Here is a 14,939-nt window from a genome sequence, read left to right on the forward strand (position 1 = left end):
GAACTGCAACAGTGTGTTTCACTGCTGCTTTATTAAGTGAATGACATGGAGGTTTGCTTTGAAATATACGGGATGGTGTCTATCAATCTTAAGTTTGTTTCTTTCAGTAACGTTTGCCTCGACTAACAAAATTACTGCCGTTATCCCAGACAATCAAACAGGTTTTTTCGCTGGTTTGGGTGGCAGCTATAATTTTTTCCGCGTTAATTCAGAGATGTCGGGGAGTCTTAATGCGACTAGTGGTTTTGTGCCTATAGGCTTGTTTTCGGGGGCAACGGGTTCTTACTCAAGAACAAAAGAAGTATTCGCTCCAGAAGGCCAGCTAGGTTATTTTCAACCTATTAATGGCGGTCAATGGTTGTGGGGGATTGAATTGTTATATCAATATTCAAGAGCAAAAATAACCAGTTATAACCAGTTCCAGGAGCCAGGGACTTCCATCAATTTTATAAACCCCTCTGTTAACGTTAGCGATGAAATCAGTATTCGCTCTATCCAAACCAGAGTGAATGATAAACTCATGTTACCGCTATTTATTGGTCGTTCATTAACCAATAGTTTTATCTACCTCGGAGCCGGTCCTGCTGTGTTTAGAACAAAACACACGGTCGATGTAAGCGCTGATACAGTTTCTGGGCTTTACGCAGGTAATCTCGATGGTTTTTCCAATACAAAATGGGTATGGGGCGGTGCAGTACAAGCTGGTATAGCGTTTTACGTGAATTCTACCTGGTTCCTGAAGTTCAATTACAGTTATGCGATCACCGACCATTATAAAGCAAATAACCTTCTATCCTTCTCTCCTGAGATTAACGGAGGCCTTAATGGTGGTACAGTTTCTTTCAGCACGTCACATCGCCTTATTGCTCAAGAAGTGGCTGTTTCAATCAACAAATTATTTTCCTTATGAGATGCAACCTAGGTTGAGTTCTTGTTTTCAGATTCAAAGAGTGAATGAACTAGGTTGACTAAAGCAGGAATTTTTGAAAAATTTTGAAGATGATTGGGATTAAGCAGGTCCCGCCCTCATTGGTTGTATTGCCTCTCTATGAGCAGGAGCAACTACTTTAAAGGGGAGCATTGCTTCTATCAATTTTTGTTTTAAGGCCACTGGCATTATTTTGTCTGGAAGTGCATTAATACCTAGAGTTAATTTGTTCGCATGTCCTTTTAGCAGGGGAAGGCTCGTTTCCTGACATGCTTTCTGGATAAGTTCTAAAGTTTCTTTTAATTCTCTAGGTAAATGCAATACTTTGTTATTACCGAGTGGTAACGAAATAGCATTAACATAATCACCAAAGAATCCGTATTTTTGCTTTAGGTTCCATTGCTTATGTTCTTTTAATTGTTCGAAGACGTCTAAAAATTGCTTTTGCGTTTCTTTAATACTTGCCTCATGGGAATCAAATAGTTTTTTTAAGGGTTCACGTCGCTGTCCTTCTGCCATTAAAGTCACACTAAGTCTTTTTTTGTAGGGATCTGCATCATGTGCAAGTAAAAATTGACAGCGCGCGGCATCTTGTTTGTGGATTGCAACCCACAAAGGCAATTGAGGGTTACCATTAATGTTATCAATTTCAGTATTCACCAACTGAGGGAACCTCGTTAAGATGGCAGCGGCTACCTCATAGTTATTTTCATTCATAGACGTCAGAAAGGTTCTTTTGCACCATTCTTCGCTAACGGCCTTAATGGCAAACAGCTCTTTAAATAGAATGCGATTTTTCTTCTGATAACACCAATCTAAATCATCAGTACGAGCAACAAACTGGGGATCTTCTTGTAATTTTTTAATGCATTTACTGTAAATCGCTTGGTTATTATGCAGTAATCCTAGTTTGTATATTTGGTTTAAAGCCTCCGATTTTAAACCATCTATAGGTATCGGTTTTATTATTTGATTAAAAAGATTTTCATCTTTTTCAAAAAAATCATAAGGATCGGTCCCACTCCGTGGACTTTTAAGCAAAAGAGTACTTTTATCCACAATACGGCTACTGACTTCTTTACAAAGGTCGATTTTTTTATGCTGTAAGGCGAGTAAATAATATTCAATTAAACTGTCTTGCGATAACTTGCTGATATCTACCTTTGAGGCAATGAGGTCAAATAACTCAGGTCTCTGAGTGAGTTGAGGCCATGGGTGTAAAGCAACAATAGGGCCTTTTTTAAAGAGTGCATTCTGATCAAAGGTCGGAACTTGTAATACGGAGGAAATCGTTTCCTTATGAGCATGTTTAAGGGCCAAGAGATAAATATCATGCAATGTATCTTGAGTCTGCTCTCTATAATTCATGCCGGCTAATGCTTGAAAAAAAGGAGCTGTTCGTCCAGCCTCAAATTGAGTTCTTTCGCATAGTTCGACAAAACGATTTGTTCCTATTCTTGAATCGCCCCCCTGCTTAAGCATTGTAGAAAAAGGAATATTCTCGCGACATTGTTTGATCAGGTTTTGGTTATTGTGAATTAAAGCGAGAATATAAGCTTCGTACCAATCTCCTTTTTTTATGAGTAGTGCACAAATTTGTTCACTTGCCTCCTTTCCTTCTTTATATAATCGAAAGATGGGAGATTGACCCTTTTTATCTTTAGTAAGTAATAACTCAGGCTTGCGAGTTGCAATATCGACAAAAAGTTTTGTTTGCTGAGGAGAAAGATAATGCAGGCAATTTCTTCCTGATGCATCGGTTAAGGATAAATCAACGTTTGCTTTTAAGAGCATTCTCATTACTTCAATGCTTGAATGTTTCGCAGCGATATTTAATAAGGGCATGCGCTCTTTACCCGCTGTGGCTAATTGAGCAGGATTGATTAAGGCCGCTTGCTCGGTGTGGAATTTATTGTAATACTCCATCAGTAGGTTAAAAGTATAGCCTTGATCTTTACGTGCGGATTCTGCAAGGGCATACTCAAAGGCGTTTTTCTCAAAACGATGTCCTTTTTCAAGAAGAAAATTAATTATCTGCGGGTCACCATTTGAGTAGGCTTCGACCATAACATTTTGGTCCACGTGCTCTTTTTTATAATAACGTTTTACAAACTCAAACTGCCCGTATGATACCGCCGTTGCCAATGCGTGTTTTTTACAAGCCTCTAGCTTCTCATGACCTAGAGCTTGTTCAAGATAAAGCACTAATTTTGAATCTCCATTTTGAATGGCGAAATCTAATGCACTGTCCTTTGAGTGAGCACCCTGTTGTGCAAGTGAATCTTTTCTTTTTTCATAAATTGGGGTTAATAATTCGTTCGCAGGGGGATAAACAGTAGGTAATACCGCTGGAGTTGGATTGTGTAAGCGAGAATATACATGCATACGAACACCGTGGTAAGTCCCTTGAAACTGGGCTTCATCAAAATGCAGAGCGCTACCGAGTAGCTCTACAAACATTTGATTTACTACAGCTTTAAGTGCTGCCGCTTTATCTTCAACGGTTTCCTTTTGTGGTATTTCAATAGACCAGACTTTTCCATAAGCAGGGTCAACTACTTCAATTTGATTACCAACTCGTGTTATCGATATAGCATGTTCATGGCATCCTAGTGTAAAACCAACACCTTGTTGTAAATTGGGGTTAATGGTTAAATAAGTTGACACTAAGGCTTTCAATTCTTCTTCGCTAAGAACACCAGCTAATTGATGATGATAGGTGAGGGGAAAAGCCTCTCCTTTTCGTTTAAATAATGTTTCTAAAGCGCCTTGCATATGAGATTGAGTGGAGCCTGCTTCAATGCCTAGCGTGCGATGCAGCCAAATCGTGTTTTGGATAAAAGTCTCGAACGCTTGATGTACTTCAGGACTGATGTTGTCTGCAAGAGGATCCGCTTCATAAATCAATTTTAATAGATTCTCATATTCCTTGTATTTTCCAGTTAAAGTGCAATACAGACGCCAAACACTTAAACCTAAACAAACTCCTTTATTCGTTACCTCCTCATTGAAATCGGCAGTATTGCCCCGAAAACGGCTTTGCCATTGGCTTGCTTTTGCAATTAAGATTTCTTGAGGAAGTGAAGGCATAGGGACTTGACTCAATAACACCTTGTTTAAATTATAGTCTCATTTAAATGAAACCTGGTGCTTATTGGGTTGGGGTGGGAATAATCCCTTTTAGATAATTTTGGGGCTGGGAAATGTTTTCACTCATTGAGTTATATGGTCGGAGTGACAGGAATTGAACCTGCGACCCCTGCCTCCCGAAGGCGATCCTGATTGTTTCTTAATATGTTTCTGTATATCTCCATGAACAACAACCCCTTGCTATTCATGGGTTATTGGCAATTTCATGATGTACACTGATATATTGTTATGTTACATTCCACAATGAAAATGCACCCTATGTGCACCCTGTCATCAAAAATAGGATTTTTATTACTTCGGTGTGTTATTAACTATGATAAAGTCCAGGGTATTTGAAAAGCAAGGATGAAGCAGGAGGAGAATTTTGTCGGTTCTATAAACCAAAAAACCACCGAAATAAGGTGGTTCTTGGTCAACTGCTAAAAGGGGTGTTTTCGCGGATCCCTAAAAGCTTAGGTGTAATTAAGAACCCTTTCACATGGATATGTTAAATTATTTTCACAACAATTATTTTTGAAGCAACAGGGCAATAGGAACCTAACAAAATGGACGACAATCAATCTGATATAATGGCATTGATATCTCAAGGTGAAAACCTTACTTTAGAATTTAAGAGTGATAAAAAATGTTTGCCTGATCGAGATTTGCTAGCAGCTATTGTCGCCTTAGCTAACACTGATGGTGGTTATTTATTGCTTGGAGTAGAGGATGATGGGACGGTAACTGGCTTGCATCCTTCACATAACAACCTATTAGGTCTTGAGGCTTTTATTGCAAGCCGTACTAATCCGCCTTTATCCGTAAAAATTGTTTCTGAAATTGTAGATGGAAAAAAAATAGCTAAGATTTTTGTTCCAGCGGTGAGTCATTTAACATCAACATCTGAAGGACAGTTGCTTCGCCGCCGATTAATGTTAAACGGCAGACCTGAAGCAGTTCCATTTTATCCTCATGAATTTATCCAACGTCAATCCTCTCTGGGATTAATAGATCCTTCAGCCCGGGTTATCAATGAGCTTTCTGTGGATGATTTAAATCCAATGGAGCGGCATCGCATACGAGAAATCATCCGAAAATATGGTGGGGATCAAATATTACTCTCTCTTAAAGATGCGGAATTAGACGGGGCTTTAGGATTAACGGTTACTCAAAATAATAAATCTTGTCCGACATTAGCCGGATTATTACTGCTTGGTCGTGAGGAAGACCTTCGGCGTTTATTACCCGCTCACGAGGTTGCATTTCAAGTATTGGATCATACAGAAGTAAGAGTAAATGAGTTTTTTCGTAAGCCGTTATTACACATATTTGAAGAAGTAGATCAACTGTTTCGTGCAAGAGTGACTGAACAGGAATTTGAAGTTGATCTTTTCCGTGTTCCCGTCCCAAATTATGATCGACATGCATTTCGTGAGGCATTTGTTAATGCTTTAGTTCATCGTGATTATTCACGATTGGGGGCAGTGCATGTTCGTATGGATGAAAATGGATTAATGATTTCTAGTCCAGGCGGATTTGTTGAAGGTGTTACATTGCAAAATATACTTGTGGTTTCGCCGCGTTCACGGAATCCTTTACTTGCAGATATCATTAAGCGGATTGGACTGGCTGAGCGAACAGGAAGAGGCATTGATCGTATTTACGAAGGCATGTTGCGTTACGGGCGACCTGTTCCTGATTTTAGCATGTCAGATTCAACAGTGGTTACATTATTTCTTTCAAATGCGGCTCCCGATTTTAATTTTTTAGAAATGATTATTCAACTAGAAAAACAGATCGGCTCAGCATTACCAATTGATAGTTTGATTATTTTATCCAGGTTGAGAACGGAGCGACGAGTAGATGTAGTTGATTTAGCTCGTCATACACAGAAATCTACACAGGTCACGAAAGGTGCTCTTGAAAAGCTTGTTGAGCTCGGCTTGGTGGAGGCTCATGGGGTTCGTCAGGGTAGAACTTATACTTTGAGTGCTAGTGTATATCAAAAGACTGGTCAAAAATCAGCTTACGTGCGGCAAGTTGGTTTTAATCCGATTCAACAGGAACAAATGGTTTTGAATTATATTAACCAGCACGGCAGTATTAATCGTTTGGAAGTTATGGAGCTCTGTCGTATTACCAAAGATCAAGCCTACCATTTGTTAAAAAAGCTTAAAAATAACTTATTAATTAAACAACAAGGCATAGGGAAAGCTACGACCTATGTGTCTAAAAATGGATGATAGATCGTTTGCGCGTAAATTTACGCGCATTTACGCGCATTTACGCGCAAGCGATTTTAATTAAGATCTATAAGGGTGATGGTTCGAGAAGAATGAAAGCAAAAATCAATAACACGCTGATTAAAAAATTGCTTCCTAAAGATAAAGAATACGAAGTTCATGATCTTGATCTAAAAGGATTCATGATAAGAGTCTTTCCATCAGGTACCATGCGTTACGTATGCCAGTACAAAAGAGGCAAAAAAATTAATCTTGGAACAGTCGGTGTTATGACAGCAGCCCAAGCTCGTGAAAAGGCTATTGAAGTGCTGAGTAATGCCAATAAAGGGATTGAGCCAACTGCACAAAAAGGGATAAATAAGCCTAAGACACTTCAAGAATTTATTGAGAATGATTATAAGCCATGGGTTTTATCAACGCATAGACGAGGTCAAGAGACGTTAGCGGGGCTTACTAGATGTTATAAAGCATTTTTTTCAAAGCCGTTGGGGGAAATTACGCCTGCTCTTGTAGAACAATGGCGCGTTAAACGTCTCAATGAATGCACTTCCAAGGCAACCTTGAATCGTAATATAACCATGCTGAAATCACTGATGACCAAGGCAGTTGAATGGGGCTTTTTAAAAGAAAATGCACTTGGTAAGTTAAAACCTTATAAAATCGATCGTTCACCTAAAATTCGATACCTGTCATTTGCAGAAGAAGCACGTTTACGCGAAGCATTAATCGAACGAGACAATCAACTCCGGCTGATGCGAAAAAATGGAAACCTCTGGCGAGAAAAGCGAGGTTATGATTTATTACCCGAGCTTTCGGAAGACGATGCTTGTGATTACTTAATGCCGATGGTGTTATTGTCGATTAATACAGGATTAAGACGAGGCGAATTATTTCATTTGACCTGGGATATGGTGAATTTGTCAGAAGGCTCATTGATTTTATCTGGTGAAATTACAAAAAACAAACATTCTCGTTATATTCCGCTCAATGATGAGGCTTATAAAATTTTGGATCATCTGCACAAAAAAGCAGTGAAAAAAGAAGGCTTGGTTTTTCCAAGTAAAAATAATCAACCATTTAACCATGTAAAACGCTCATGGGGATCGCTATTGAAAAAAGCGAATATTACGCAGTTTCGATGGCATGACTTACGGCATCATTTTGCGAGTAAGTTGGTGATGGCTGGTGTGGATCTTAATACGGTTCGTGAGTTATTAGGACACTCTGATATTGCGATGACGCTGAGGTATGCGCATTTGGCGCCAGAGCATAAAGTGAATGCAGTTAGAAAAATAGATTGGTCGATGCAAGAATCAGTATCATAAATGCTTGTATGCCCTAGCTTGATAAGGCATCAAATTTCCATCGATGCCAAATAACTGGGGCAATAGATAAAATTGAATCTGCTGAAATAACGGGATCACTGACTGAAGTTCTATTGTTATTACAAACCAATAAATACTTATCTTCACTTTTTATGAATCGTCGAAAAAAGGTGCCTTCGGTCGTTTCCACTATACAATTATGCCCTACGCATTGATTTTTTTTATTTTGATTTATAAATTTAATCCCGCCAACAATGTCTCCAACCTTATACTCTGGCTCCATCGCATCATCTGAGACCGTTATCACAACAGCATTTGGGTTATTCGTTTTAAAGAAGTCTATTTCTTTTTGTATGGCTTGTTCTGAGGCGAGAAGGTTACCAACTGTATCTGCAAGAAATGGATAATTTTGAAATTCATTTTCGATTACCGATGGGCCTTTTCCTTGGCCTTCTAATAACCAATCAATTGAACAACTCACGTCATATTGATTAAGTATTTCTATTAAAGAAGCAGCTTTGGCTTTATTTAATGGATTTCTACCAAGCTCCCATGATTGGAGCGTATGAATACTGATTCCATGCTTTTCTTCTAAATCTTTTCGAGATAAGCCAGCAAGCATACGCGCTCTTTTGATGCGTTGCCCCATTGCAGAACTATCTTTTTTTACTTTAGTAGCATTTTTCATCAATATGTCTTTACATTCATACGCAATGCATGTATATAATAAATAATTATACGTATTTTATGTATAAATGGTGTGGATTTATACGCTCTGTAGGTGTAAGGATGCCTTTAAAATTAATTATTTTCAACATTTTAAAGAGGATTCAGTTTTTGAAGGTCAATTTCAAATAGGAATGTAAGTAGTAAATGGACATGTTAATCCTACGTTTCGCACCAAGATAAACGATTTTTATAATTATTCTGTTCAATAGCCAGGCAGGAGAAGCCTGTGCCACGCGCAGATTCTGCGGCAAGTCCATAGATTTCAAGAGCATACTGACCAAAATAAGAAATGATTTGTTGATGTACTGGTTTTAGATTAGTTACCACACGATGTTTTTGATCGTTTGTCAGGATGGTTACAACAGCTATCACGTTCATCAGCTCAGCAATCCATTTCATTGTGGGATTTTGTACTGGCTTACCCAGCTGATTGGGAAGTGCTTCATCATGCTCCTTTAAGCATTGCCTGATGTGAGCTTGAGCAAAATTGTACACCATGAGACAAAGCGTCATTACCATCATCAAGGCTGTAATTCGCTCAGGTGTTTTAAGGAAGAAAGAGTCCAGTTCGAAGGCATTGTTTTTCATGAATTTAAAGCTTGATTCGACACAGGATTGCTCTTTATATTGTTGAAGCATGGCATGATTATTCAATAGCGAGCTATCACATTGATTACTGGCCAAAATAAAGCGTCCCAGTGTTTCTTTTTTAGCACCCACCCTCTCCAGACAGGTAGAAAGACAGGCTTGTATTTGATATCCAATCACCATTTTTTGAGCTCCAGGTTTTGGGCGACCTTTCCCTGTATGGCGTTCAACAGGTAGAATCTCATAATGAATTTGGTGGTATTTGAGTGATTTGATGAGCGGTTTTAATGCCTGCTTTGCATCGTCAGGACATTGAAAGACCTGGTGACCAAGATGCCATAAGGATTTAATGAGCTCTTGAGATTTTTTATCCAAATGCCTCTGAAAAGTCTTTAGCTCTCGCAACCTCGCCTGTTGCGACTCAATCAAAACCCAGCGTTGTGGAATACCATAAAGAACCGTTTCATGAACACTTCCACGATAGTTTGCATCAAACGGCTCCCAGGTCAGAGCATCACAAGGCTTGTTCAACAATACTTTGGCTTCATTAAGCTGTGCAGGTACTCGGGTTATCCAAAACACGTTATTGAGGCTTGCCAACTGCTCTGGAACATAAAAGGCGGCATCAACCACAAAACAAAGGCCATCAGGCATCCCATGAATACTTTGTGTAAACGCTTGCACCCTCCTAACCGTCTCTTGGAAACTTGTTTTATCACTACTATTCCCATCTAAGGCCTCCATCCATAAGGGGATATTCGCAGCTCCTCCTTGTACTAGTGACAGCATCACTTGCTTTAGATCAGAGCGATTCGCTTTGGAATATCCGTAGTCTGGTTGCGCAATCCCGGGCGCGGCCTCTTCTGTGTCATAGCGGCCGTAAAGAACAAAGCTTGTACTGTCTAAATGCAGTCTCTGGCTTAGTAAATTTTTTTCTCGGGCAATCTCAAAAGCCAATTCCGAATAAAGCCTGGTCACACCGTATTCTGCGATTTTATCCAGGCAGCGACCAAGACTGTCATCATTCAGGTGTGCCGCGTCTAGTTCTGAACCAAGCAGTTGAGCCACAGGCTTATCTTGGAAAAAATGCGGCGTCATATACAACCGGCTATTCATAAAACCCAACCCATTGATAACCATCGCCGCTACTCGACGACCATAGCTTACCACGCCTCCTTTTTTTTCATTTAACTCAAGGCGTGCATCAATTCTCTCTATTATCCCTAATTCTCTAATCGTTGCTGCAACAAGTCCTAAATGCCCCAATTGCTCTGAACTTACTGTATCTCGATTCAGCATCCTTCTCTCCAATAGGTCTTTGGGAGACAAGGGTACCTGATTCTTCTCTTGTGGGCTGTGATCTTTTTCTTATATCGGCTTGATCTTTTTCTCAATTTAACTAATGCGATAATTCCTTGGGGATAATTCTAATTTTAGCTTTTTCATGCTGCGGAATGTCCGTTAATAAACCAAGATGAACTGGCAGCAATGAGTGGCTTACCTCATATCCAGCAATTGGCTTATCTAAGAGGAATCAGACCGTATATGGATGTTAAAACAGGAATAACAGGTATCAAGCGACGAATCAGTTATCAATCAATATCTGAACAGTTATACATCGAGCCACATCAGGGAATTAAAAGTCAAAGCTTTTCTCGTGATCAAGTACGTCGTGCAGTTTCAGGTTTGGTACGTGAGGGCATGATTGAAGTTCAATCCGATGGCATGCAGCTCATTTTAAAATGTCCCTTAGCTTCAAGGCATTGTTCTGTCCAAAATAAAGCCGCCATAAACCCGCCACAGAAAGCCGCCATAAACTCGCGCGGGGAGCCACTTGTAAGCAATGAGTTTTCCGAAGATGAGGCCATAAAAGCCGACATAGCTGAACCTCAAAAAGCCGCCACACCTCTTAAAGATAATAATTATATTTATTTACTAAGCCGCTTCGAACAATTTTGGAATTTATACCCCGAGAAAAAATCCCGCGAGCGTGCTTTTGAAGCCTTCAGAGAAATCAGCCCTGACGAGCATCTGTTACGAATGATGTTGCAATCACTGGAAAACCAAATCAAAGCACGAAATGCAAAAGTAGTCCACGGTGAATGGGTGTCACCTTGGAAATATCCAAGCAACTGGTTGGTTCAAAAATGCTGGGAAGATGAAGTCAAAATCGAAGTAATGCAGGAGGAAAGAAATGCAAAGCGCCGCTCAAATACTGAATTCACAACCGTGGATCCATTCTGGAGTCCAGAAAAAGAAGACGCAGGAAGCACCAGTGAAGACAAGTACGAACAAATCAACGTCATTAACCTGCGATGTTACCGGCAGCAATAAAAAGCGGCTTGAGAGCTTGTTTACGCGCTTTGCAGTTTTTTACGGGCATTTGTGGCGTAGCCAGTTCAAAAGCGATGGGTTTTTAGAGTTTGCTAAAAAAGAATGGATGGAGGGGTTAAGCAAGTTCAGTGATGATGTTTTGAATCAAGCCATCGTTGAGTGTCGTGATTTTTGTGAAATGCCGCCAAGCTTGCCTCAACTGATTCGCATTTGTCGTGACATAAAAAAGCGAAGCAACGTTTATGTCACTCCTGAAAAAGTTGCTCCTGTGAGTGCCGAAGTAGTGGAAGCGAGTATAAAGCAATGTAAAGCATTTTTATTTTAAAAACTGATAGGAGAGTTGAATGTTGATTTTAACTAGAGGAGTAGGGGAGTCGATTCGCCTAGGAGAGGAGATTGAAATTCAAATCAGAGCGATTGAAGGCAATAAAGTAACGATGGCGATTCTTTCGGATCTTATAGAGTCACTAAAAAATCTGCATCAACCGCATGGCGCGAAAGAAGGACGTCTTTTTCGAGCTGCTAATGAGAGCCGGATTTAACAATAAATAAACAAGGAATTATGATGAAACATGACACCACAAAAGCCTTAATTCAATGGATGTTGCTAGGTTCAACTGCAGTCTTTCTAATGGGTTGTGCTGCCACTCAAACGGTACTTGAGCATGGCAAATTAACGACTGACACAAAACTCAGTAAAACCATTTTTCTAGATCCCGTAGCCCCTAATCAAAAGACGATTTTCATTGCGGTGAAGAATACTTCACAGGAGCGTTTAGACCTTGCCAAACCGCTGGCTGACTCTTTAATGGCGCAGGGTTATCAGGTAGTTAATAATCCAAAGAATGCTCATTACCTTTTACAGGCCAATATTCTTAAAGTCGGGAAGATGAGTGTGGCTGCAAGCCAGACTGCTTTGGGCGGTGGCTTTGGTTCTGCCTTGGCTGGTGCCGGAACCGGTGCCGCTTTAGGTGCTTTATCCAACCATGGTAATACCATCCTTGCCGGTGGCCTTGCAGGAGGGGTGATAGGCCTTGCTGCGGACTCATTGGTTAAAGACGTTAATTACACGCTAATCACTGATGTACAGATTTCAGAACGCGCAGGAAAGGGTGCAAAAGTTCGCGAGCAGTTTCGTTCATCCCTTGATAATGGCACTTCATCCGGTACCTATCAGACGTCTACTAAAGACAGTGACTTTTTACGCTACCGCACCCGTATTGTTTCCAATGCCGATAAAGTGAATTTGACCTTTGCTGAGGCCAAATCTGCTTTGGAGCAGGGTCTTGTAAAAACCTTAACCGGAATTTTCTAAACAGTACTTTAACAGGAGGTTATCCAATGAAACGACTTGTTTTACCCCTTGCAGGATGTTTAGCAGCTGGCAGCGTCCTTGCTTTTCCAGAGCGCCCTATAGTGGAACATGCATTAAGTGAGACAGCTGAAGCCTTGACCTCGCTTTCCCACCAAACCCTGGAATCACCATGCCAGGGTGATATCGAGATTGCAGCCGCTTATTTAAAAGCCGCTGCGATGAAAGTCCATTATCAACGCTTCGCCCTTGCGCTGACCGATTTAGGGTATAGCCAGAATGAGTTGCAAGCCATTGCAGGGAGCCGGGACTGGTGTAAAAGCATTGCGGTTAACACCATCCCCTTTATTGCTCAAGTGCATGATTTGAAAACGCAGGTTGAAATGTTAAGCCGAGTACAGGAGTGAGAATAATGCTGACAATTGGCAAAACGCACATCCATTCACCTTTTTACAAAGTTATGGAGATTAAGATGTACCAACGAGTTAAAAAAATTATCCGACATTTACGCCACCTGGCTGTCACGGCAGGACTTCTGTTTTTATCCCCGCTAGCTCATGCCGAAGGCCGCGACTTATTGGCGAATGCCTTACAGGGCGATATTGCCTCATCCTTTGGCAGTGGGGCGATGTTTTGGAAAGTCTTTGTCTTAGTCGACATTATTTTTGCGACCGCCTTGGCGGTAAAGTCTAAAAACCCGATGGTCTTTATCGGCGTGGCAGCCATTGCCTTTATACCTGCTTTTTTACTGAAAGCGTTTGTATTCTAAAAGGAGTTGTGATGAATACCGCCGCCTATCAGTTTTTAAACCATCTGGATGCACCAAAGCGCTACTTCACCTTAACCATTGATGAAGCGATATTGGCGGCCAGTGGACTTTTGGTTCTTGTGATGGCAAAGCAAACTTATTTGGCTTTGCTTCCTGTCGCCTTGCTGATGGGAGTCGTTAAGCGCCTTAAAAAAGGACAGAGCCCTCGCATTCTTTTGCTCCTGGTCTGGTGGTATCTGCCGCATGCTTTAACCCAATTCTTTGTGCCTAAGCTTCCGGCTTCCCATTATCGCGTATGGACTGCCTGGGTGAAATCATGACGCTAATGCTTAAACCTTCACGCGAGCACCAGCTTAGCACTCGCTTAAATTTAATGGTCAGTCTTGTCGTAGGACTTCTTCTTGCCAATGTCATTTTAAGTGCGTTGGTCTGGGTGGTCTTTCGGGGTCATCGTGTAGAAATTATTCCTTTTGGGGGAACGGTTGCTTATGCCAACAGCCCTCATCAGGTAGATGCCCGTTATTTAAGCTTGATGGCTGAAAATTTTATGAACGAGCGGCTTAACGTAACCCCTGAAACCGTCGATGGCAGCCATCAAAGGCTTTTGGGTTTTGTGGCAAGTAAGCATTATCCCGCTTTCCTGCTCAAACTTAAGCAGGAGGCGTCAGTCATTAAGGCGCAGAAACTCTCCTCCGTCTTTCATATCAGTCGGATTCAAACCGACCCACATGCCTTAACGGCGATGGTGACTGGGGTCTTAAAGCGCTTTGTAGGCTTAAACGCACTCACGGATGAAACCAAGACCTTTCTTCTTCGCTTTCAGTATCGCCACAATCGCTTAACGCTTACACAATTTGACCGTTTAAAGGAAGAATCCCATGTCTAAACGAGTACTATTAGCCAGTCTTAGTTTGACGTTTGTGATGTCTGTGAACGCGGCAAGTGTCACGGTTAAAGACAACACCGATGTGCAGCTCACCATAAGTGGCAGTAATTACAACCGCCTTTTAGTCCATCAAGATAAAATCGTGGATGCGGTCTTTCCTGAACAGGCTATGGCGCTTCAATCTGACGAGCAGGATGGGTCGGTCTATATTTTGCTCAATCGCCAGGAACCATTCACCTTGTTTTTAACCACCGAGGCAGGGCGTCATTTTTCGTTAACCTTAAGTGGTGAAGAATCACTCGGTAAAACCATTGAATTAAAGCCTGAGAGGTCACCAACGCCTGCTGCCTTAAAAAAGGCGGTGGTCGAAGCAAAACCTAATGGAGCATTAGACCTTCTTGAGGCCATGAAGGCGAAGGAACAAAAGCCCGGGGTGAGTGTCGGGCGAGTTTATGGCCAGGCTATCCGCTTAAGTCGCGGCTTAACGCTCTTACCTCGCGAGCAGTGGAAGGCTGGTGTATTCAGTGGCGAAGCCCTTGAAATCTACAATGGTGGGAACGAACCTCTCACACTATCCTCGTCTGATTTTATTACCGAGGATGTGAAGGCGATTTCTCTCTCACAAGCCACCATCCCGCCCAAAGGGCGCGCCATGCTTTATCGCGTCAGCGAGGTGGCTCATGGCTGATTGGCAGT

Annotated in this window: 16 protein-coding genes; 12 read left to right on the top strand and 4 right to left on the bottom strand. The window is 41.2% G+C overall.

Annotated elements, in window-relative coordinates:
* Positions 1 to 58 precede the first annotated feature (58 nt).
* On the top strand, positions 59 to 910 hold the full coding sequence (locus tag DYC89_RS03470; RefSeq protein WP_245953940.1) for an outer membrane protein: 852 nt from the start codon (positions 59 to 61) through the stop codon (positions 908 to 910).
* Positions 911 to 1,009: 99 nt separating this feature from the next.
* Here DYC89_RS03470 and DYC89_RS03475 read toward each other — a convergent pair whose 3' ends face one another.
* Complete coding sequence (locus tag DYC89_RS03475; protein WP_115220516.1) at positions 1,010 to 4,018, bottom strand: ankyrin repeat domain-containing protein; 3,009 nt, start codon at positions 4,016 to 4,018, stop codon at positions 1,010 to 1,012.
* Between the two features lie 605 nt (positions 4,019 to 4,623).
* Between DYC89_RS03475 and DYC89_RS03480 the strand changes: the two genes are divergently transcribed.
* Positions 4,624 to 6,300, top strand: coding sequence for an ATP-binding protein (locus DYC89_RS03480; RefSeq protein ID WP_115220517.1), 1,677 nt, complete (start codon positions 4,624 to 4,626; stop codon positions 6,298 to 6,300).
* 92 nt (positions 6,301 to 6,392) lie between these two features.
* Positions 6,393 to 7,625: a site-specific integrase gene (locus DYC89_RS03485; protein ID WP_115222640.1), complete on the top strand. Its 1,233-nt coding sequence runs from the start codon at positions 6,393 to 6,395 to the stop codon at positions 7,623 to 7,625.
* A 13-nt stretch (positions 7,626 to 7,638) separates the two neighbouring features.
* On the opposite strand, the gene DYC89_RS03490 is transcribed toward DYC89_RS03485, so the two are convergent.
* Both DYC89_RS03490 and DYC89_RS03495 read right to left on the bottom strand, forming a co-directional pair.
* On the bottom strand, positions 7,639 to 8,313 hold the full coding sequence (locus DYC89_RS03490) for an XRE family transcriptional regulator (protein ID WP_115220518.1): 675 nt from the start codon (positions 8,311 to 8,313) through the stop codon (positions 7,639 to 7,641).
* Between the two features lie 200 nt (positions 8,314 to 8,513).
* On the bottom strand, positions 8,514 to 10,241 hold the full coding sequence (locus DYC89_RS03495) for an IS1634 family transposase (RefSeq protein WP_115220201.1): 1,728 nt from the start codon (positions 10,239 to 10,241) through the stop codon (positions 8,514 to 8,516).
* 189 nt (positions 10,242 to 10,430) lie between these two features.
* On the opposite strand from DYC89_RS03495, the gene DYC89_RS03500 reads away from it, so the two are divergent.
* The 8 genes from DYC89_RS03500 to traE all read left to right on the top strand — a co-directional run bounded on the left by DYC89_RS03500 (position 10,431) and on the right by traE (position 14,243).
* The gene (locus DYC89_RS03500) at positions 10,431 to 11,276 is read left to right on the top strand and encodes a hypothetical protein (RefSeq protein ID WP_115220519.1); all 846 of its coding nucleotides are present in this window, start codon (positions 10,431 to 10,433) and stop codon (positions 11,274 to 11,276) included.
* Between the two features lie 16 nt (positions 11,277 to 11,292).
* Positions 11,293 to 11,601 (top strand): Vir protein, encoded by a 309-nt coding sequence (locus tag DYC89_RS03505; protein WP_115220520.1) that lies wholly within the window; start codon positions 11,293 to 11,295, stop codon positions 11,599 to 11,601.
* A gap of 19 nt (positions 11,602 to 11,620) precedes the next feature.
* On the top strand, positions 11,621 to 11,818 hold the full coding sequence (locus tag DYC89_RS03510; protein WP_115220521.1) for a carbon storage regulator: 198 nt from the start codon (positions 11,621 to 11,623) through the stop codon (positions 11,816 to 11,818).
* A 20-nt stretch (positions 11,819 to 11,838) separates the two neighbouring features.
* Positions 11,839 to 12,591 (top strand): complement resistance protein TraT, encoded by a 753-nt coding sequence (locus DYC89_RS03515; RefSeq protein ID WP_342767869.1) that lies wholly within the window; start codon positions 11,839 to 11,841, stop codon positions 12,589 to 12,591.
* A 26-nt stretch (positions 12,592 to 12,617) separates the two neighbouring features.
* A complete protein-coding gene (locus DYC89_RS03520; protein ID WP_115220523.1) occupies positions 12,618 to 12,995 on the top strand; it encodes a hypothetical protein in 378 nt (125 codons plus the stop codon).
* Between the two features lie 65 nt (positions 12,996 to 13,060).
* Entirely contained in the window at positions 13,061 to 13,357 is a 297-nt protein-coding gene (locus DYC89_RS03525; RefSeq protein ID WP_245953941.1) for a hypothetical protein, read from the top strand.
* Between the two features lie 11 nt (positions 13,358 to 13,368).
* Complete coding sequence (traL, locus tag DYC89_RS03530; protein WP_115220524.1) at positions 13,369 to 13,677, top strand: type IV conjugative transfer system protein TraL; 309 nt, start codon at positions 13,369 to 13,371, stop codon at positions 13,675 to 13,677.
* On the top strand, positions 13,674 to 14,243 hold the full coding sequence (gene traE, locus DYC89_RS03535) for a type IV conjugative transfer system protein TraE (RefSeq protein ID WP_115220525.1): 570 nt from the start codon (positions 13,674 to 13,676) through the stop codon (positions 14,241 to 14,243). Before traL ends, traE begins: the two co-directional genes overlap by 4 nt.
* Here traE and DYC89_RS16920 read toward each other — a convergent pair.
* Positions 14,220 to 14,306, bottom strand: coding sequence for a hypothetical protein (locus DYC89_RS16920; RefSeq protein ID WP_425451565.1), 87 nt, complete (start codon positions 14,304 to 14,306; stop codon positions 14,220 to 14,222). The two genes, traE and DYC89_RS16920, sit on opposite strands and share 24 nt — an antisense overlap.
* Between DYC89_RS16920 and traK the strand changes: the two genes are divergently transcribed.
* Positions 14,269 to 14,931: a type-F conjugative transfer system secretin TraK gene (gene traK, locus DYC89_RS03540; RefSeq protein ID WP_425451537.1), complete on the top strand. Its 663-nt coding sequence runs from the start codon at positions 14,269 to 14,271 to the stop codon at positions 14,929 to 14,931. The two genes, DYC89_RS16920 and traK, sit on opposite strands and share 38 nt — an antisense overlap.
* Positions 14,932 to 14,939 lie beyond the last annotated feature (8 nt).

Origin of the sequence: Legionella donaldsonii (assembly GCF_900452385.1) — a bacterium.
GTDB lineage: Bacteria > Pseudomonadota > Gammaproteobacteria > Legionellales > Legionellaceae > Tatlockia > Tatlockia donaldsonii.